This is a genomic window from Rhizobium sp. LC145 (assembly GCF_001005825.1).
Taxonomy (GTDB): Bacteria; Pseudomonadota; Alphaproteobacteria; order Rhizobiales; family Rhizobiaceae; genus Neorhizobium.
The window spans coordinates 269,746-288,939 of the sequence record NZ_LBHV01000001.1 but is presented as its reverse complement, the minus strand read 5'-3'; the positions used below and the strand labels follow the sequence as shown (position 1 = coordinate 288,939).

General features: G+C 62.7%; 18 protein-coding genes. 11 read left to right on the top strand and 7 right to left on the bottom strand.

Features of this window, described 5'->3' with window-relative positions; all coding sequences use genetic code 11:
• Nucleotides 1–287: 287 nt before the first annotated feature.
• Together YH62_RS01470 and YH62_RS01465 are read left to right on the top strand one after the other, a co-directional pair.
• Nucleotides 288–656, top strand: coding sequence for an Hpt domain-containing protein (locus YH62_RS01470; RefSeq protein WP_046792372.1), 369 nt, complete (start codon nucleotides 288–290; stop codon nucleotides 654–656).
• A 138-nt stretch (nucleotides 657–794) separates the two neighbouring features.
• A complete protein-coding gene (locus YH62_RS01465; RefSeq protein WP_046792371.1) occupies nucleotides 795–1,115 on the top strand; it encodes a 2Fe-2S iron-sulfur cluster-binding protein in 321 nt (106 codons plus the stop codon).
• Nucleotides 1,116–1,489: 374 nt separating this feature from the next.
• Here YH62_RS01465 and YH62_RS01460 read toward each other — a convergent pair whose 3' ends face one another.
• Nucleotides 1,490–2,056 carry a DUF922 domain-containing protein gene (locus tag YH62_RS01460; RefSeq protein WP_245282041.1) on the bottom strand — a complete coding sequence of 189 codons (567 nt, stop codon included), beginning with the start codon at nucleotides 2,054–2,056 and terminating at the stop codon, nucleotides 1,490–1,492.
• 160 nt (nucleotides 2,057–2,216) lie between these two features.
• On the opposite strand from YH62_RS01460, the gene folP reads away from it, so the two are divergent.
• From folP to folK, 3 genes are read left to right on the top strand one after another with little or no spacing between them, the layout of a single operon-like run.
• The gene (gene folP, locus YH62_RS01455; RefSeq protein WP_046792369.1) at nucleotides 2,217–3,086 is read left to right on the top strand and encodes a dihydropteroate synthase; all 870 of its coding nucleotides are present in this window, start codon (nucleotides 2,217–2,219) and stop codon (nucleotides 3,084–3,086) included.
• Nucleotides 3,083–3,445 carry a dihydroneopterin aldolase gene (gene folB, locus YH62_RS01450; protein ID WP_046792368.1) on the top strand — a complete coding sequence of 121 codons (363 nt, stop codon included), beginning with the start codon at nucleotides 3,083–3,085 and terminating at the stop codon, nucleotides 3,443–3,445. Before folP ends, folB begins: the two co-directional genes overlap by 4 nt.
• Nucleotides 3,429–3,956, top strand: a complete 528-nt coding sequence (folK, locus tag YH62_RS01445) for a 2-amino-4-hydroxy-6-hydroxymethyldihydropteridine diphosphokinase (RefSeq protein ID WP_280950034.1) — start codon at nucleotides 3,429–3,431, stop codon at nucleotides 3,954–3,956. The genes folB and folK overlap by 17 nt, the downstream gene beginning before the upstream one ends.
• A gap of 16 nt (nucleotides 3,957–3,972) precedes the next feature.
• On the opposite strand, the gene YH62_RS01440 is transcribed toward folK, so the two are convergent.
• From YH62_RS01440 to YH62_RS01425, 4 genes are all read right to left on the bottom strand, one after another.
• Nucleotides 3,973–4,524 carry a hypothetical protein gene (locus YH62_RS01440; RefSeq protein ID WP_046792366.1) on the bottom strand — a complete coding sequence of 184 codons (552 nt, stop codon included), beginning with the start codon at nucleotides 4,522–4,524 and terminating at the stop codon, nucleotides 3,973–3,975.
• A gap of 116 nt (nucleotides 4,525–4,640) precedes the next feature.
• Complete coding sequence (locus tag YH62_RS01435; RefSeq protein ID WP_046792365.1) at nucleotides 4,641–5,711, bottom strand: TIGR01620 family protein; 1,071 nt, start codon at nucleotides 5,709–5,711, stop codon at nucleotides 4,641–4,643.
• Nucleotides 5,708–7,177, bottom strand: a complete 1,470-nt coding sequence (locus YH62_RS01430; protein WP_046792364.1) for a YcjX family protein — start codon at nucleotides 7,175–7,177, stop codon at nucleotides 5,708–5,710. Before YH62_RS01430 ends, YH62_RS01435 begins: the two co-directional genes overlap by 4 nt.
• 85 nt (nucleotides 7,178–7,262) lie before the next feature.
• Nucleotides 7,263–7,772 (bottom strand): histidine phosphatase family protein, encoded by a 510-nt coding sequence (locus tag YH62_RS01425; RefSeq protein ID WP_046792363.1) that lies wholly within the window; start codon nucleotides 7,770–7,772, stop codon nucleotides 7,263–7,265.
• Nucleotides 7,773–8,040: 268 nt separating this feature from the next.
• Between YH62_RS01425 and dksA the strand changes: the two genes are divergently transcribed.
• Entirely contained in the window at nucleotides 8,041–8,460 is a 420-nt protein-coding gene (dksA, locus tag YH62_RS01420; RefSeq protein WP_046792362.1) for an RNA polymerase-binding protein DksA, read from the top strand.
• Nucleotides 8,461–8,554: 94 nt separating this feature from the next.
• Here the strand turns inward: dksA and YH62_RS01415 are convergent, their stop codons facing one another.
• Complete coding sequence (locus YH62_RS01415) at nucleotides 8,555–9,442, bottom strand: flagellar biosynthetic protein FliO (RefSeq protein ID WP_046792361.1); 888 nt, start codon at nucleotides 9,440–9,442, stop codon at nucleotides 8,555–8,557.
• A gap of 232 nt (nucleotides 9,443–9,674) precedes the next feature.
• Between YH62_RS01415 and YH62_RS01410 the strand changes: the two genes are divergently transcribed.
• Entirely contained in the window at nucleotides 9,675–12,293 is a 2,619-nt protein-coding gene (locus tag YH62_RS01410; protein WP_046792360.1) for a PAS domain-containing sensor histidine kinase, read from the top strand.
• Between the two features lie 2 nt (nucleotides 12,294–12,295).
• On the opposite strand, the gene YH62_RS01405 is transcribed toward YH62_RS01410, so the two are convergent.
• Nucleotides 12,296–13,231: a carbohydrate kinase family protein gene (locus YH62_RS01405; protein WP_046792359.1), complete on the bottom strand. Its 936-nt coding sequence runs from the start codon at nucleotides 13,229–13,231 to the stop codon at nucleotides 12,296–12,298.
• A 233-nt stretch (nucleotides 13,232–13,464) separates the two neighbouring features.
• Here YH62_RS01405 and recA point away from each other — a divergent pair, with 233 nt between their 5' ends.
• The 4 genes from recA (at nucleotide 13,465) to YH62_RS01385 (ending at nucleotide 19,146) form a co-directional block, all read left to right on the top strand.
• Entirely contained in the window at nucleotides 13,465–14,553 is a 1,089-nt protein-coding gene (gene recA / locus YH62_RS01400; RefSeq protein WP_046792358.1) for a recombinase RecA, read from the top strand.
• Between the two features lie 153 nt (nucleotides 14,554–14,706).
• Nucleotides 14,707–17,367, top strand: a complete 2,661-nt coding sequence (gene alaS, locus YH62_RS01395) for an alanine--tRNA ligase (RefSeq protein ID WP_046792357.1) — start codon at nucleotides 14,707–14,709, stop codon at nucleotides 17,365–17,367.
• Nucleotides 17,368–17,449: 82 nt separating this feature from the next.
• Nucleotides 17,450–18,325, top strand: coding sequence for a tRNA 2-thiocytidine(32) synthetase TtcA (gene ttcA, locus YH62_RS01390; protein ID WP_046792356.1), 876 nt, complete (start codon nucleotides 17,450–17,452; stop codon nucleotides 18,323–18,325).
• Nucleotides 18,322–19,146 carry an inositol monophosphatase family protein gene (locus tag YH62_RS01385; protein WP_046792355.1) on the top strand — a complete coding sequence of 275 codons (825 nt, stop codon included), beginning with the start codon at nucleotides 18,322–18,324 and terminating at the stop codon, nucleotides 19,144–19,146. Before ttcA ends, YH62_RS01385 begins: the two co-directional genes overlap by 4 nt.
• Nucleotides 19,147–19,194 lie beyond the last annotated feature (48 nt).

Sequence of the window (19,194 nt, the reverse complement as noted above, 5' to 3'; positions counted from 1 at the left end):
CCTGCCATCCGCGGCAAAAGGAGTATTCTCCCCGCCATCCTAACCGTACTGTAGTGGCACATTCGCGCAAACGGTACAATTAAAACGCCCCGTAGGCGGCTTTGGCCTGGAAGCTTGTTAACAGAATTTAAACCATAGAAATGTGCAAAAGGCCTAAAATTATGGGAGCTTAGCAGAAATTAACCATATGGGAAGAATCCTGCCGCGATTGTGCCGGAATTTGACGGGATAGCCGCCTTGCCCGGCAAAAACGGGACACTTTGAAAATTAGAGCAGGGAAATAGTTCATGGCAGCGGTTAGTATCGCGTTCGAAGCTCCTGACAATGCGCAGGGCGGTTGCCCATCTCAATCCCGGCCGATCGATCTCGTTCATCTCGCCACCCAGACCATGGGTGACAAGGCTCTCGAAATCGAGGTGCTGCAGATGTTCGCCCGCCAGGCGCGCAAGGCCCTTCAGGATATGTCCGTAGGAGATGAGAAGGCCGTCGTCGCGGCCGCGCATCGGCTAAAGGGTGCCGCAAGGGGCGTTGGGGCTTTCCGGGTGGCTCAAGCCGCCGAGCAGCTGGAAGCGTATGTGTCGGATGCCGCCCTCCAGGCAGCGGTCGCCGCCGCCGTCGTCGAGGCTGAAAACTTCATTCTCAAGCTCTGCCGCTGAGCGGCACGCAATCAGCGCCGTGCGCCGGCCGGATGGCCGGCGTCGCCTGAAAATGTTGACTGTCCAGGGGTTTTATTGGAAGACGGCGCCGCTTAGATAAGTCCCGTCTACCACCAACCCCTACCGGATTTCCTGATCATGACGAAACTCACCATCGTTGCCTTCGACGGTACGCGCTTCGAACTCGAAGCAGAGACCGGCTCCACCGTGATGGAGAACGCGGTCCGCAATTCCGTTCCCGGCATCGAGGCCGAATGCGGCGGCGCCTGCGCCTGTGCCACCTGTCACGTCTATGTGGATGAGGAGTGGACGGACAAGGTCGGCCCGCCGGCGCCCATGGAAGAGGATATGCTGGACTTCGCCTACGAAGTGAGGCCGACCTCGCGCCTTTCCTGTCAGATCAAGATCACTCAGGAACTCGACGGACTGGTAGTCAACGTGCCGGAACGCCAGGCCTGATCTTTCCGCAAGCCAAAAAAACGCCTCGCTGCGCTGGGAGCGGCAAGCGAGGCAAGGCGGGCGCATCACCGCGGGCGAGGGAGGAGACACCTGCGGCTTAGGGACGCGCCAGGAGAACGGCACTCAGGGGCAGAACACGCGGACTGACTTCAAAACTGCATGCGACACAGCGCCCAACACACGACGGGCAGGTACCGGTCGCCTCGTCTTTGCCGCGATCTCCGGAGAATCAGTCGGCTAAAGATCATGTATGAATTTCTAGCCGAATTTCCTTTATTAGGCCATTACCATAAATCGCACTCCCCCGAAAAATCGTGATGGAGGCGTGGTTTACCGAAATGGGAAGGAGGCTTTGGCGGCAGGCGCGGCCTTGATCAGCGGCCGTTTTGCTGCATGCGGTACTTCAGAAGCCGCATCATGCGGGCATCGAAATTCTTCGATTCCACCTGGTCGAAGCGGAGCTGATCGCGGTCGTGCGCCTCCAGAACGCGGCGCGTCGTTTCCGCCACCTGCTTCTCCAATGCCTGGCAGCTTCGGCTGGCCGGCAGCCTCTTCAAGTCCCGCTCCAGCGTGCGCGCGTAGTTGCGGGCGATCTCGGCATGACGCTCCTCGTGCCGCTTGATATCGGCCGAGAGCGCGTCCCAGATCATCACGAGATCCTTTTCGGCGCGGCGCCGATTGTTCCAGCGGGGAAGGATGAGGTGGGTGCGCAAGGTGATCTTGGCGCCGCCGACCGCGCAGCGCCCTTCGCGCTCCACATAGGTGACTTCGCCGCCGAACTTGATCTCCGTCGCACCGGGATGCCGATGGCCGGTCGTCCTCGTCACCGGACCGCGCTTTTCGAGCTCCTTGTCCAGGTCCTCCGCCGTGCGGCCGCCGATCCGGAAATAGGAATAGGTCTTGTTGATCAGAGGATCGGCATGCGTGATGGCCGGAATCATGGAAAGGAAGAGGGCTCCGCCGACAATCCGGCGGAAACGGCACATCAAAAACATTCTCTGGCCTGCAACGTTGAACTTGTTTCGAGCTTGGGGCATAGCCAACTCAAGCGCAACACAAAGGCTGGAAAATTTGCGTTACTCCCCGAGAGATGGGCGGAAGGTGATATCCCCGCGCAACACACTATGGCAGGTCGGTGGCGGGCGCAGTCTCGAACTCGGTCTTCGTGGCCATATCATGGCGATCGTCAACGTGACGCCGGATTCCTTTTCGGACGGCGGGCTCTACACGAATGTCGAGGCGGCGGTGGCGCACGGCCTCGAATGCCTGGAGCAGGGCGCTGCAATTCTCGATATCGGAGGCGAGTCGACCAGGCCCGGAGCCGCGGATGTGAGCGCTGCCGAGGAGCAGGACCGGGTTCTGCCGGTGATCGAAAGGCTTGCCGGAGAGAGCGACGCGTTGATCTCCATCGATACCTATCGGGCCGAAACAGCAAGGCTTGCGATGGCCGCCGGAGCGCACATCATCAACGACGTGCATGGGCTCCAGCGGGAGCCCGAGCTTGCCCGCGTGGCGGCAGAGACCGGGGCAGGGCTCTGCATCATGCATACCGGGCGGGGACGGGAAAAGCTCGATGACGTGATCGCCGACCAGGAACTCTTCTTCGAACAGTCGCTGAAGATCGCGGAAGCGGCGGGGGTTGAGCGGGCGAGGATCGTCCTCGACCCCGGATTCGGGTTTGCGAAGGACGTGGGCGAGAATGTGCGGCTGATGACGAGGCTCGATGAATTGCACCGGTTCGGGCTGCCGCTGCTCGTCGGCACGTCGCGCAAACGGTTCGTCGGGTCGCTCACCGGACGCGGGCAGGCCGAAGAACGTGATATCGCAACGGCTGCGACCAGCGCGATCCTGCGGCTTGCTGGGGCGGCCATCTTCCGCGTTCACAATGTCGCGGCAAGCAGGGACGCTCTTGCGATCGCCGATGCGATGATCGCGGCGGAGAGGGAAACCGGAACGGAGGGCACCGCATGACCTATACGATTACGCTCAAGAACTGTTCCTTCTTCGCAAGGCACGGCGCATTGGAGCAGGAGGAATTCCTCGGCCAGCGGTTTTTCGTGGATGTCGTCATGGAGGTCGACGCGGACGAGGCGCTCGATACCGACGACGTTGCGAGGACCGTCCATTACGGTACTGCCTTCCAGATCGTCGAAAAGGTGGTGACCACCCAGCGGCGCAAGCTCATCGAGGCGCTGGCCAGGGATGTCGCGCTGGCGCTCTGCGAGCGTTTTCCGCAGATCCGCCGCACGGCGATAACCGTGCGTAAGCCGAGCGTACCCATTCCCGGCATTCTCGACCATGCGGAGGTGTGCGTTGAGCACGTCCCGTAATGGCGGCCTGGAGGTCGCGTCTCTCGGCCTAGGCGGCAATATCGGCGATCCGCCCGCTGCCATGGCAAGGGCATTGCGGCAGCTCGACCGTCGTGAGGATTGCCGTGTACTGGCGGTTTCCCGGCTCTACTCGACGCCTCCCTGGGGAAAGACCGATCAGGCGGATTTCTTCAATGCCTGCGCGCTGGTCGAAACCTCGCTGGAGCCCGAGGCCCTGCTCGATGCCTGCCTTTCGATCGAGCGGGACATGAAAAGGGAGCGGCTGGAAAGATGGGGGCCGCGTACCATCGATATCGACATCCTGACCTTCGGCAGCCGCGAGCAGAAGACGGATAAGCTCGAACTGCCGCATCCGCGGATGACGGAGCGGAGCTTCGTGCTGATGCCGCTTGCCGATATCGCACCGGACCTGAACGTCAAGGGAAAGAGCGTCGGCGCATGGCTGGCGGAGGCGGATGTCGCCGGAATAAGGGTGGTCCGGCCAAACGGGGACTGGTGGCGGGTCGATTGAGCGCCACCACACCTTTTCAGCGGATCGAGCCGACGGCGATCGAATCCATGTCCCGATCGAGCGTGAGGCCGATCACCGGCACCATCTGATCCTCGACCTTCACCGAAATCGTGATGTTCATCTTGTTGTCGCCGCGCAGGCTGGCGACCATCGCGCCGTTCAGCTTGGCCCGATTGATGCCCATCACGACCTTGTCGCCGCTCACAGAGCCGGAGATGATGTCGAGGCCCTTGCCTTCGGCGCCATCGAGGAACTTGCCCTGATAACCCTTGCCGTTATGGGTGATGACGGCCGACATCGGCTGCTTGAAAACGCCGACGCGGCAGGTGCCGTCGAGCTTCATGCCAGTCTCGCCGCCCGGAGCGGATTCGCCGGTGAGGTGGCAAGTGAATTTGGTGCCCTTGTATTTGCCGGCGACGATCTCGCCCGGTCCCTTCCAGATACCCGAAACCGATTGGAAGAAGACTTGATCGCGAGAGGCCGCGAGTGCTTCCGGCGCCAGCGCCGACGAGGCTGCGAAAGTCACGGCGGCCAGCCCGCCAAACAGCGAAAAGAAGCGCGAAAACATGGAACTTTCCTCGGGCAAAGCAGCAACCTGAACTCGTCGCAACCTACGCTCGGAATGGTTAACGAGTGGTATCTGCGTCCAGTTTCGGGACTGCTTTATTAGCCTTCGGGCGGCAATCAGGTCTCCCGGCGCGTACCCGCCGCAGCGATATCGGAGATGAAATCGCCGATGCCCGGCCGCTTGAGCGCCCGGAAGGGCAACGGCCGGCAGAGGTCCATGGCGGCGATCCCGATCCTGGCCGTCAGCAGCCCGTTGATCACGCCTTCGCCGAGCCGGGTCGAAAGTTTCGAGGCCAGCCCTTGGCCGAGAACCTGCTGGGCGAGACCGTCGCCCACGGCGATCGAGCCGGTGACCGCGAGATGGGCGATCACATCCCGCATCAGCCGCAGGAGGCCGAGCGTGCCGGGCCTGCCGCCATAGAGTTCGGCCATGGCCCGGACGAGCCGGCTCACCTCGAAAAGCACGAAGGCGAGATCGACGATGGCGCGCGGGCTGACCGCGGTCACGATCGAAACGCGTTTGGAAGAGCCGAGAATGAGGGCGCGGGCTTTTCGGTCGAGCGGCGAAAGCAATTCGCGTTCCGCCAGTTCGATGAGCTGCGGCCCGTCGATGATCTCGTCGCTGGTGGCGTCGAGAGTTGCGCGGCCCTTGGCGGTCTCGGCGCGATGGGAAAGAACCCTGACAAGCTTGGCGGTGACGGCACGGGCCGGCGCCGGCCGCGGAGCCGCAATGGCCTCCTCCGCTTCGGCCTTCAACGTCTGCACGGCGGAAAGCCGCATGATCCCGAGAATCTCCCTGCCGACGACGACGAGGAGGCCGATCAGCCCAAGCCCGAGCGCGGTAAGCGCCGCATAGCCGAGCCAGTCGGCCCGCGTAAAGAGATCGCGGACGACCCGGTCCGCCCAAAGCCCGAACGCGAGCGACAGGAAGGTGCCGAAGGCCGCAAGCGCGAGATTGGCGAAGGAGAACTTCCGACGCCGCGGCTCGGCCATCGGGATCGCCTCGGGCGAAAGCTCCGCGGGCGAGAGGAAGGGATCTTCCTCGTCGGGCGTGACGATGATGTCACCCGCAAAGCTGCGTGGAGCGCGGCGAAGCGGCGGCGCGGGTTCACGGAACTCCTCTTCCTTGATCGCGAAGGAGGCTGGCCGGCGATTCTGCCGCTCTTTCTCGGTTTCGGGCGGTCTCATGCGAGGCGGTCTCCGAACAGGAACTGCATGGCGCGATCGAGCCGGATATGTGGAATGGAGAGTTTGAGCCCGCCGCCGGTCTCTTCCAGCGCGGGCGGGCGGAACCGTATCACGTTGATATCCGGCAGGGTGGGCAACGAGGATTCCATCTGCTGAAAGAATGCTTCAGGATTTTCCGGCAAGTCACCGGGAAATATGGCAGTTTTCTTGTCGCCGTCGAAGCGCTCGCCATTGATCGTTTCTCCCGCCATCGGTGTGCCGACGATGACCGGCAGAAGCTGCCCGTTTTCCTTCACGGTGGCCTCGCGCGTGGCGCGGACCGAGGCGATCGCCATCACGTCGATATCCGCGCCCGACATGCCGATGCGCTCGACCGCCCGATCCACCATCCGCGCCGCGATCCGTTCCAGGCGGTCGTGGCTCTCGTGATGGAGGTGATCGGCCTTTGTGGCGGCAACGAGCACCTTGTCGATACGCCGGCCGAGCAGGGAGGAGATGAAACTGTTGTGGCCGGAACGGAAGCAGGCGAGCACATCGGTGAGCGCACGCTCCAGATCCTGCACGGCTTCCGTACCGCGATTGATCGCCTGCAGGGCATCCACCAGTACGATCTGCCGGTCGAGCCGCGCGAAGTGCTCACGGAAGAAGGGCTTCACCACGACCGACTTATAGGCGTCGTAACGCCGTTCCATCATGGCGCGCAGCGATCCCTTCGGCGCGCGGCTCTGCGGAATGTTCGGCAAAGGGGCGAAGGTGAGCGCCGGAGATCCTTCGAGATCGCCGGGCATCAGGAAACGGCCGGGCGGCAATGTGGAGAGCGAGCGCTCGTCCGCCTTGCAGGCCCGAAGATAGGCGGTGAACGCCTCGGCCAGGCGTCTCGCGGTCATTTCGTCGACCGGCGTATCCATATCGATGCCGGCCGTGAGCGCCAGCCATTCACGCGACAATTCCTCGCGTATGCCGGTTTTAGCGAGATTTACGGTGTTCTCGCTGAAGGTGGAGTAATCCTGCCCGAGGAGGGGCAGGTCGAGCAGCCATTCGCCGGGATAATCGACGATATCGATGGAAAGCCGGCCGCGCGAGAACATCCGGCTCCAGCCGCTGGCGCTCTCGTAATCCAGGGTTATGCGCAATTCCGAGATGGCGCGGGTCGAATCCGGCCATACCCGATCGCGTACCAGCGCCTGGATATGGTCCTCATATTGGAAGCGGGGAATGGCGTCGTCGGGCTGGGGCTCCAGCCTGACCGCCGAAACGCGCCCGGAGCGCATGGCCTCGAACAGCGGCAAGCGCCCGCCGTTGAGGAGGTTGTGGACCAGCGAAGAGATGAAGACGGTCTTTCCGGCGCGGGAAAGGCCGGTAACGCCGAGCCTCACCGTCGGGTTTACAAGGCCGGTGGCTCGGTCCGCGAGATTGTCGAGGGCAATCCGCGCGTCGTCGGTGAAGCTGGTGAGAGAAGGCGGCAAGGCGTCATCCCGGATGAATTTCGATCTTATATAGTCTGCGATGCCGCGCGTGCAAAGGAGTGCGTCGCTGCCGCGGCTGCAACCTTCAGGCGGTGATGAAATCCGCGATGACCCAGCCGGTCTCCGCGCCGGACGTAACACCTCTATGATCGATCACCGCAAGGCCGGCAGTCGGGAAGCCGCCCGGGATCGCGGCTACCATGCGATCGGCCCCCACCAGCGCTTCCAGCGCTTCCTCGATCGTCGGGTTGTGGCCGATGAGCATGACGGACTGTTTTTCCTCCTGCGCCCCAAGCAGGGCGAGATAGGTGGCGAGCGGCGCGTTGTAGAGTTCGTCGACGAAGACCATCTCCAATGTCTCGTCCATCGCCCGCCGTATGGCATCGGCCGTCTGCCGGCAGCGCACCGCCGTGGAGCAGATGACGATATCGGGGCGATAATTCCTGTCGGCCGCCATATCCGCGACGATTTCCGCCTCGGCATAGCCCTGATCGTCGAGCGTGCGGTCGAAATCCCGCTCGCCGGGCTTGGCCCAGCCGGACTTGGCATGCCTCAGAAGATAGATACGAAAAGGTGGAGGATCGATGGTGACCATGCCGGGGCCGCAACTCCGTTTGAACGACTGCGTAGCCCCGCAAGGGGATGTTCGTCAACCGCCATCCAGGCTGTCCGCGGCGATAGCACAAGCGCGTGAGGTGCGGTCCCGCTGTTCGGTCTGTGCGGAATAAAAGCTTAAATAATAATCGTTTAGCTCATTTTTGTGACAGTTTTAAATTATCTCTTGTTTCGAGTTGTAAGGCTTGAACGTGGATAGCCGAATAGGATATAGAGCGCGCCAAGAGATGTTCTTCGGGAGAATCGCGTTGAGTGAGAAGATCGATCTTAGCAATTATGTGCTCTCGGAAGACGATGAGTTCATGAATGCAAAACAGAGAGCCTATTTCCGGGCGAAGCTGATCGCTTGGAAGAATGACATCCTGAGAGAAGCGCGCGAAACGCTGGGTCATCTGGCGGAAGAAAGCGCAAATCATCCTGACCTCGCCGACAGGGCTTCCTCCGAAACCGACAGAGCCATCGAACTTCGCGCTCGCGATCGTCAGCGCAAGCTGATCTCCAAGATCGATGCCGCCCTCCAGCGCATCGATGATGGCACCTACGGTTACTGCGAGGAAACCGGCGAGCCTATCGGGTTGAAGCGGCTGGACGCCCGTCCGATCGCCACGCTTTCGATAGAGGCCCAGGAGCGCCACGAGCGCCGCGAGAAGGTCTATCGCGACGAGTAATCGCCGCCTCGACCGGAAACAAACTAAAAAGGCACGGGAAACCGTGCCTTTTTCATTCGCGGAATAGGGGCGGCATCGGAGCCGCGCCGCACGCTCATTTGTCGCGCGTGACCGACATTTCACCGAAAATGCGCGCGACTTCGGCCTGGAGCGTGGGTTCGGGCGTCGCGCCGGTGACCGGCGGCACGGCCGGGTTGCGCTGAGGCGTCGCTCGATTTTCTCCGGAAGCCGCGGCCTGTCGGGCCGCGAGATTGCTGGCCATCTCTTCTTCCAGGATGCGTTCGAAGTCGCTGCCCAGCACTTTTCCCGCTTCGGGCTGGATGGCCTGCAGCGGTGCGGCGCGAACAGGCTCGGTCGCGCCGCCGAATACACGACCGCGCGCCGCCTCCAGCATATCTTCCGCCTGATTGACGCCGGGCGCGGGCCGGGAAACCGGGTGCGGCGCTTCGTCCGGAGCCTGCAGGACGGGTTCCTGTCGCGGCCGGGCAGGGGTTGTTTCAGGCTCGGGAGCAACGGCGCGTGCGGCGACCATCGAGGTTGGGCCGGCAGCCGCGAGGCGTTGCTCAGGCGTGGCGGTCAGCTGGGGCTCGGATGCCGCGGGTCGCGGCTCCGGCACGGGGCGGGGTTTGACGGCAACGGGCGCCTCCGCCGGGACGGGCACCGTCTGGACGGGCGTGGTCCGAGGCAGGCCTGCCGGTGCGATTCTGCTTTCGATGACGATATCCGTGGGACCGCCGATCATGATCAGATGTTCGACGTCGTCGCGGCGCACGAGCACCAGCCGGCGGCGCGTATCGACGGCGGCGGCGTCGAGCACCTGCAGGCGGGGTTGCCTGTTCTTGCCGCCGCGCACGAAAGGCGAGGGGCCGCTGCGGCCCCTGAGCAACCAGAGGACGCCGATCAGGCAGATAAGGCCGACGGCCACCCCCAGGATGGCGATCACGAAGCGGCTGCCATAGGCGCCCATCAGTTCTTCGACCATTTTCGGTTCTCCTTCGAACTGCCCCGGGGGACTACTACCGCGGCAGATGACGATTTTTTTCACCTCGTGGCAAGCACGGACGGGCCGCGCGAGAGCAATGTGGACCACTATCCCGGCTTTTCTGTGCTTCGGAGCTTTTTGCTTCAGCTTCAACTTGCTAAGAGAGAATCGTGGAGGAATTCCGCAGTTTTCTATGGCCGCGCTCGTCGATCGGTCGAAATGTGAGGGGTAGATGACGAGGTTGCAGCAGGGCGGCAACTACGAGGCGCCGCTGGTGGAGCGCGGAGCGCGGGGCGGCACGATCATCCGTATCCTGCTGCTCGCTCTCGTGCTGATCGGGGTGGCGGTGGCCTTCGTCTTCTTCCAGCATGCGCTGGATAACGAGGTGATGCTCGGCATCCTCGGAATCCTCGCCATGGTCGGCATCTTTTTCGTGGTGTCTTCCCTCATCGGCCTGGTGGAGGTGATGCCGCAATCCCGATCGGAGGAGTTGGCGCGCGGCTTTCTGGCCAATCATCCCGACGGAATCCTGATCACCGATCCGAAAGGTCACATTCTCTACGCCAATGCCGCCTATGGCCGGATGACCGGCGCGACGAAGGCGAGCAACGTGCAGTCGCTGGAGACCTTGCTTTCCAGGACGCGTGATTCGACCGAGGCGCTCTACCGCCTGACGACGGCGCTGCGCGAGGGCCGGGAGGGGCACGAGGAATTCCGGCTGATGAAGCCGCTCGGCCGCGCCACTGAAAACGGTTCCGGCGCGCATTGGTATCGGCTGAAGGCCCGGCTGCTCGCTCCCGAAGACAAGCGCAAGAACCAGCTCGACATCTGGCAGATCACCGATATCACGCCCGAGCGCGACGAGCAGGAGCGCTTCTTCCGCGAGTTGCAGAACGCCATAGACTATCTCGACCATGCTCCGGCAGGCTTCTTCTCGGCCGGCAGGAAGGGCGAGATATTCTACCTGAACGCGACGCTTGCCGAATGGCTCGGCATCGATCTCACCAAGTTCACGCCGGGCTCGATCAGCATGGCCGATCTGGTGGCCGGCGAGGGCATGGCACTCATCCAGTCCGTGCAGGCCGCCCCCGGCCTCAAGCGTACCGAAACACTGGATCTCGACCTACGCCGCACCAACGGCCAGAGCCTGCCGGTCAGGCTCGTGCATAGCGTGAGCTCCATGCGCGACGGCGCGCCGGGAGAAAGCCGAACCATCGTGCTTGCCCGCCCGAAAGGCGGCGAGGGGGACCAATCGGCATCCGCCATGCGCTTCACGCGCTTCTTCAACAACACGCCGATGGCGATCGCCTCCGTCGATGGCGAAGGCAAGATCCTGCGCATCAATGCGCCCTTCCTGAAACTTTTCGCCGGCGTGGTGTCCCGCGACGACGTCGAGACCGGCGCCATGCTGGATGCCATCGTCCATGAGAATACGCGGCCGCAGCTCCTGCAGGCGCTTGCCGCCGCCAAGGACGGGCAGGGCGACATTCCTCCGATCGACTCCCGCTATCCGGGCGAGGAGAACCGCTACGTCCGTTTCTACGTCAACGCCGTGATCGACGCGGGCGACGAGGCGCCGGAAGAGGTGGCCATCGTCTATGCCTTCGAGACCACCGAGCAGAAGGCGCTCGAAACCCAGATGGCGCAGACGCAGAAGATGAATGCGGTTGGCACGCTTGCAGGCGGCATCGCGCACGATTTCAACAACGTGCTGACGGCGATCCTGCTCTCTTCCGACCATCTGCTTTTGCAGGCGCGCCCATCCGACGCGAGCTTCGCCGATCTCATGGAAATCAAGCGCAACGCCAACCGCGCCGCCGTCCTCGTGCGCCAGTTGCTTGCCTTCTCCCGCAAGCAGACCATGCGGCCCGCCGTATTGAACCTCACGGATGTGGTGGGCGATCTGCGCATGCTGGTCGATCGGCTGATCTCCGGCACCAATGTGAAGCTCGAAGTGGATTACGGCCGCGACCTGTGGCCGGTCCGCACCGACCTTTCGCAGTTCGAGCAGGTGCTGATCAACCTTTGCGTCAACGCCCGTGATGCAATGCCGCAAGGCGGCACGATCCTCGTCAAGACGCGCAACGTTCCGGCTGAAGAGGCCGCAAGCCTCCATCAGGCGGATCTGCCGGCCGAGGATTTCGTGATGATCGAAGTGTCGGATAGCGGCACGGGCATCCCGCCGGAAATCATGGACAAGATTTTCGAGCCCTTCTTCACCACCAAGGAAGTAGGCAAGGGCACGGGCCTTGGCCTCTCCATGGTCTATGGCATCGTCAAGCAATCCGGCGGCTACATCTATCCGCAATCGGACCTCGGCAAGGGTACGAGCTTCCGCATCTTCCTGCCGCGGCACGTTCCGGAGGAGCAGGCGCCCCGGGAGCAGGATGCAGCTGGCAATGCGGCGGAAGGCGAAAAGGCCGGAGCCGCGTCGAAGGCCGCCGCCGCGAGCAGCGAGAGCGTCGATCTGACCGGAAACTCCGCGGTCGTGCTGCTTGTCGAGGACGAGGAGGCCGTGCGCCGCGGCGGCAAGCGGATGCTCGAGACCCGCGGCTACACGGTCCATGAAGCGGGCTCCGGGACGGAAGCGCTGGAGATCATGCAGGAACTGGATGGCAAGGTCGATATTGTCGTCTCCGACGTGGTCATGCCCGAAATGGACGGTCCGACCCTGCTTGCGGAGCTGCGCAAATCCTATCCGGATATGAAGTTCATCTTCGTTTCCGGCTATGCCGAAGATGCCTTCGCGCGCAATCTGCCGGCGGATGCCAAGTTCGGCTTCCTGCCGAAACCGTTCTCGCTGAAGCAGCTTGCTGTGGCTGTTCGGGAAATGCTCGACGAGCAGAAGTGATTTCAGGCCGGTTGGGGTTCTGAAAGACGGAGCAGCTCATGATCGAGCGTTCTTTGCGAAAGGTCGTCCGGCACAGATCGGGGTGAACGAAGCGCGATCAGCGCGCCAGCGGTTCCCGAACGGAGGGCTTGCGAGAGGCTTTTCCCTTCCAGCAACGCATGGATGAAGCCCGCCGCCAGTGCATCTCCGGCCCCGGTGACGTCGACGATCATCGCGGGGGGAGGGGCGAGAAGCACTGTTTCGGCCTGTGAAAATGCAACCGCCTGGCTGCCGCCTTGCGTGACCACGCCGCCCTTCAATCCCATGGCACGCAGAAGTTCCGGCCATCCCTCCGGGCTTTCCGGCCGTTCGCCCGCAAGGGCTTCGGCCTCCGCGGCGTTCATGAAGAGGAAATCGATGCGGTGCAGGCAGCCGGCGAGCCTCGCGACCTTGGCCGGGGAAACGCCGATTGCCGCAATCGGCTTGCCGTTCTCATGAGCGTGTGTGGCGATCGCCTCCAGCGTATCGGCCGGCAAATTGGCGTCGCATAATACGAAATCGGCGGCGGCGAATCGCTCGCGGAGCGCCCGGATGCGCAGGCGTCGGGGCGTGAAGAAACGGTAGAGTTCCATATCGGCAAGGGCGACGACGAGATTGCCGTCATTAGCCAGGATCGCCGTGTAGCTGGGCGTCGGTCGGTCGAGGAAGACGAAAGGGCAGTCTTCGACGCCCGCTTCGCGGGCGGCTGCCGCGACGCGCTTTCCTGCGTCATCGCCGCCGCGCGGCGCCACCATCTGCACCGCATGGCCGAGGCGCGCGAGATTGCGCGCCGCATTGAAACCGCCACCGCCGGTGTCCTCGATCCAGTGGCCGGGATTGCTGGCGCCCATCGTCGTCTCGCCCGAAAGCCTTCCGCGCCGATCGATATGGGCTCCGCCGAGGACCAGAATCTTCTTCATTTTCCAATTCCCGCGGAAGGTTTGATTCGCTGCGATTTCAGGTTGTTGGACTTGATCGTCACCGCCTCAGAATGCGTATCCCGCTCGGCGGGAACAAGCGGAGAACGCAGGCCGGATAACCTTTTTTTCTCAATTCGTTGAGGGGTGCTTGCTAAACTGGAACAAAACATGTACGAAATTCACATCGGCTGCTTCATTGCCTGCGCGGCTTCAATAACCTAAAGGTGGATCGGATGGCACAAAATTCTTTGCGGCTCGTAGAGGACAAATCGGTGGATAAGAGCAAGGCGCTGGAAGCGGCACTGTCGCAGATCGAACGATCCTTCGGCAAGGGGTCGATCATGAAGCTCGGTGCGAACGAGAAGGTCGTGGAGATCGAAACGATATCCACCGGTTCGCTGAGCCTCGACATCGCACTCGGCGTGGGCGGTCTCCCGAAGGGACGTATTATCGAGATTTACGGTCCGGAAAGCTCGGGCAAGACGACGCTGGCCCTGCAGACCATTGCCGAGGCGCAAAAGAAGGGCGGCATCTGCGCCTTCGTGGACGCCGAACATGCGCTCGATCCGGTCTATGCCCGCAAGCTCGGGGTCGATCTGGAGAACCTCCTGATCTCCCAGCCGGACACGGGCGAGCAGGCGCTCGAGATCACCGATACGCTGGTGCGCTCCGGCGCGATCGACGTTCTGGTGGTGGATTCGGTTGCGGCACTGACGCCGCGGGCCGAAATCGAGGGCGAGATGGGCGACAGCCTGCCGGGCCTTCAGGCCCGCCTGATGAGCCAGGCGCTGCGCAAGCTCACGGCTTCGATCTCCAAATCGAATACCATGGTCATCTTCATCAACCAGATCCGCATGAAGATCGGCGTGATGTTCGGCTCTCCGGAAACCACCACCGGCGGCAACGCGCTGAAGTTCTATGCTTCCGTCCGTCTCGACATCCGTCGCATCGGCTCGGTCAAGGAGCGCGAAGAGGTCGTCGGCAATCAGACCCGCGTCAAGGTCGTGAAGAACAAGATGGCCCCGCCCTTCAAGCAGGTCGAATTCGACATCATGTATGGCGAAGGCGTTTCCAAGACCGGCGAGCTGGTTGATCTCGGCGTCAAGGCCGGCATCGTCGAAAAATCCGGCGCCTGGTTCTCCTATAACAGCCAGCGCCTCGGGCAGGGCCGCGAAAACGCCAAGCTCTTCCTGCGCGACAATCCGGAACTGGCGCGCGAGATCGAGATGGCGCTGCGTCAGAATGCCGGCCTGATTGCCGATCGCTTCCTGGAGAACGGTGGTCCCGATAGCGATGACGGGGATAATGCCGCGGAGATGTGAGAAATTACATCAATAGCTGGGCTCGTTCGCCGGCCGCCATCTGTGAAAGATGAGCGGCCGGTTTGCGTTCGTCTGGACAGCGGTGGGTGCGAACGATAAAAGCCAGTGGTTTTTCGGCGATTGAACCGCAGTCAGCGGAATAAAGGGCTTAGCATGAGCGGCGTGAATGACATCCGGTCGACCTTCCTCGACTATTTCCGGAAGAACGGACACGAGGTCGTGTCCTCCAGTCCGTTGGTGCCGCGCAACGATCCGACGCTGATGTTCACCAATGCGGGCATGGTGCAGTTCAAGAACGTCTTTACCGGTCTTGAGACCCGGCCCTATTCCACGGCGGCGACAGCCCAGAAATGCGTGCGCGCCGGCGGCAAGCACAACGACCTCGACAATGTCGGCTATACCGCGCGCCATCATACCTTCTTCGAGATGCTCGGAAATTTCTCCTTCGGGGATTATTTCAAGGAGCGCGCCATCGAGCTTGCCTGGAACCTGATCACCAAGGAATTCGGCCTCGATCGCAATCGCCTTCTGGTTACGGTCTATCATACGGACGACGAGGCATTTAACCTCTGGAAGAAGATCGGCGGACTGCCGGACGAGAAGATCATCCGCATCCCGACCAGCGACAACTTCTGGGCCATGGGCGATACCGGGCCCTGCGGCCCCTGCTCGGAGATCTTCTACGATCACGGCGATCATATCTGGGGCGGCCCTCCGGGATCGCCGGAAGAGGATGGCGACCGGTTCATCGAGATCTGGAACCTCGTCTTCATGCAGTACGAGCAGCTGACGAAGGAAGAGCGCATCGATCTGCCGCGCCCGTCGATCGATACGGGCATGGGCCTTGAGCGTGTCGCAGCCGTTCTGCAGGGCGTGCACGACAATTACGATATCGACCTCTTCAAGGCGCTGATCTCCGCTTCGGTGGAAGCGACCGGCGTGAAGGCCGAGGGCGAACGCCGGGCCAGCCACCGCGTGATCGCCGATCACCTGCGCTCTTCCGCCTTCCTGATCGCTGATGGCGTCCTGCCGTCGAACGAGGGCCGCGGCTATGTGCTGCGCCGGATCATGCGCCGCGCCATGCGTCATGCCGAACTTCTCGGCGCGCGCGAGCCGCTGCTCTGGAAGCTTCTGCCGGTTCTCGTGCAGGAAATGGGCCGCGCCTATCCGGAGCTCATGCGTGCGGAAGCCCTGATTTCGGAAACCTTGAAACTGGAGGAGACCCGTTTCCGCAAGACGCTGGAGCGCGGCCTCTCGCTGTTGTCCGATGCGACCAACACGCTCGGCAAGGGCGACATGCTGGACGGTGAGACCGCCTTCAAGCTTTACGACACCTATGGTTTCCCGCTCGACCTGACCCAGGACGCCCTGCGTGCCCGCGAGATCGGCGTCGATATTGCCGGTTTCACCGACGCCATGGAGCGCCAGAAGGCGGAGGCCCGTGCAAGCTGGGCAGGCTCCGGCGACAAGGCGACCGAAACCGTTTGGTTTGAGCTGAAGGAAAAGCACGGCGCCACGGAATTCCTGGGTTACGACACCGAAGCCGCCGAAGGCGTGGTGCAGGCGATCGTCAGGGACGGCAAGGTCATCGACAGCGCGTCTGCCGGCGATCAGGTTCAGGTCGTCGTCAACCAGACGCCGTTCTATGGGGAGTCCGGTGGCCAAGTCGGCGATACCGGCGCAATTTCGACGGATCATGCGCGCCTGACCGTGTCGGATACCCAGAAGAAGGGCGAGGGGCTCTTCGTTCACACGGCTACCGTCTCGGACGGCACGCTGACGATCGGCGATGCGGTTCTGCTCGCGGTCGATCATGAGCGCCGCTCGCGCCTGCGTGCCAACCATTCCGCCACCCATCTGCTGCATGAAGCGCTGCGCGAGGTGCTGGGCGGACATGTGGCGCAGAAGGGGTCGCTCGTGGCGCCGGAGCGGCTTCGCTTCGACATCTCACATCCGAAGCCGATGACGGCGGAGGAGCTGCAGAAGGTAGAAGACATGGCAAACGCCATCATCCTGCAGAACTCTTCGGTTGCCACGCGCCTGATGAGCGTCGACGATGCGATCGCTGAAGGCGCGATGGCGCTGTTCGGCGAAAAATATGGCGATGAGGTGCGCGTCGTCTCGATGGGCAAGGGGCTCGAGGGTTCCAAGGCAGGCAAGACCTATTCGCTGGAACTCTGCGGCGGCACGCATGTGAACGCCACCGGTGATATCGGTCTCGTGCGCGTTCTTTCCGAAAGCGCGGTCGGCGCGGGCGTGCGCCGCATCGAGGCGCTCACGGGCGACGCGGCCCGGACCTATCTCGCTGAGCAGGACGAGCGCGTGAAGTCGCTTGCCGGCGCCCTCAAGGTGCAGCCGGCGGAAGTCCTGCCGCGCGTCGAAGCACTGATCGAGGAGCGGCGCAAGCTGGAACGGGAGCTTGCCGATGCCAAGCGCCGGCTCGCCATGGGCGGCGGGCAGGCTGGCGCCGGCGATGACGTTCGGGAAATCGGCGGCATCAAGTTCCTCGGCAAGTCCCTCGAAGGGATCGATGCGAAAGACCTCAAGGGACTGGCGGACGAAGGCAAGGCGAGCCTCGGTTCGGGCGTCGTGACACTGGTCGGCGTTTCCGCCGATGGCAAGGCGAGCGCGGTTGTCGCCGTCACGCCGGACCTGACGGAGCGTTTCAGCGCCGTGGAGCTCGTGCGTGTGGCGTCTGCTGCTCTTGGCGGCAAGGGCGGCGGCGGCCGGCCGGATATGGCGCAGGCAGGCGGCCCGGATGGCTCGAAGTCGCAGGAGGCCATCGCGGCCGTGGCTGCCGCTCTCGGGGCCTGATGCCGGAATGGAAGCGGCCGCTCTCGGGCGGCACGCATCACCATGAGCGGGCCGGATTTTCGCGGCCTTTCAGGAGAAGCGAATGGGGATAGTGACGGCAATCGCCGATGAACTGGATGAAGAGGCTGGCAACGGCCTCGTTCCGGCCCTTTTCGCGGATGCGCCGAGTTCCGTCTCGTTTAACAAGCTGCGCAAGCGGCTCTTGCGGCAGGTGCGCCAGGCTTTCGACGATTTCGGCATGCTGAAGGAGCAGAAGCGCTGGCTGGTCGGCCTTTCGGGCGGCAAGGATTCCTATTCGCTTCTCGCTATCCTGCTGGACCTGCAATGGCGCGGCCTGCTGCCGGTGGAACTGATCGCCTGCAATCTCGACCAGGGCCAGCCGAATTTTCCGAAGCACGTGCTTCCCGATTACCTGGCCTCGATCGGTGTGAAGCACCGGATCGAATACCGCGATACATATTCGGTGGTGAAGGAGAAGGTTCCGCAGGGCGCGACCTATTGCTCGCTCTGTTCGCGGCTCAGGCGCGGCAATCTCTACCGCATAGCGCGCGAGGAAGGCTGTGATGCCCTGGTGCTCGGCCATCACCGGGAGGATATTCTCGAGACCTTCTTCATGAACTTCTTTCATGGCGGGCGGCTTGCGGCCATGCCGCCGAAGCTTCTGAACGATGAAGGGGATCTGATGGTGCTGCGGCCGCTCGCCTATTGCGCCGAGGACGATCTTGCGAAATTCGCCGCCGCCATGCGCTTTCCCATTATTCCCTGCGATCTCTGCGGCTCGCAGGATGGCCTGCAGCGCAACGCCATGAAGGCCATGCTTGCCGATATCGAGATGCGTATGCCGGGCCGGAAGGACACGATGCTTCGGGCGCTGGCGCATGCGAACCCGTCTCATCTTCTCGATCCGAAACTCTTCGATTTTGCCGGCCTTGCCGCCGCTCCAAGGATTTCAGAATGACTTTGCCGCTCGATGTCGCCCGGCTTGCCGATCTGCTGCGCCAGGCCGCCAAGGCCGAGATCCTGCCACGCTTTCGCCGGCTCGGCAGCGGCGATATCCGCTCCAAGAGCGAGGCGACGGACCTTGTGACCGAAGGGGACGAGGCCGCGGAACGGATGCTTCGGCGGGAAATCGAAGCTCTGGTGCCGAATGCCCTTTTCGTCGGCGAAGAAACGGTCGCGGCGGACCCCGCTTTGCTCGGCAGGCTGCCGGATGCCGATTTCGCGGTGGTGGTCGATCCGATCGACGGCACTTTCAATTTTGCCTCGGGCATTCCCGCCTTCGGCGTCATGGCCTCGGTCGTCTGGAAGGGCGAAACCGTGGCCGGCATCATCTACGATCCGATGGGCGACGACTGGGTCATGGCCGAGAAGGGGGCGGGCGCCTTCCTGCGGCGCCCGGATGGCTCCTCACAACAGCTTCGCGTCTCTCCGCCCGCGCCGCTTTCACAGATGGTCGGAATGGCGTCCACGGGTTTCTTGCCGGCGGAACGTCGTGCGGAAATCCTCGGTAATCTCGCCAAGGTGCGCTATGTGATGTCCTATCGCTGTGCGGCCCATGAATATCGTGCCTTTGCAAGCGGTTACGCGCATTACCTCATGTATAACAAGCTGATGCCGTGGGATCATCTGGCCGGAGCGCTGATTGCGGTCGAGGCCGGGGCTCATGTGGCGCGTTTCGACGGATCGCGCTATCTGCCGCGGCATACAAGCGGTGGCCTTTTGCTTTCGACCGATTCCCAAAGCTGGGAGACGCTGCGGCGTGAGGTCTTCACACTCTGAATAATCGGGGGGCGGGGCGCTTGGCCGTGCCGCCGCCCTCCGAAAATG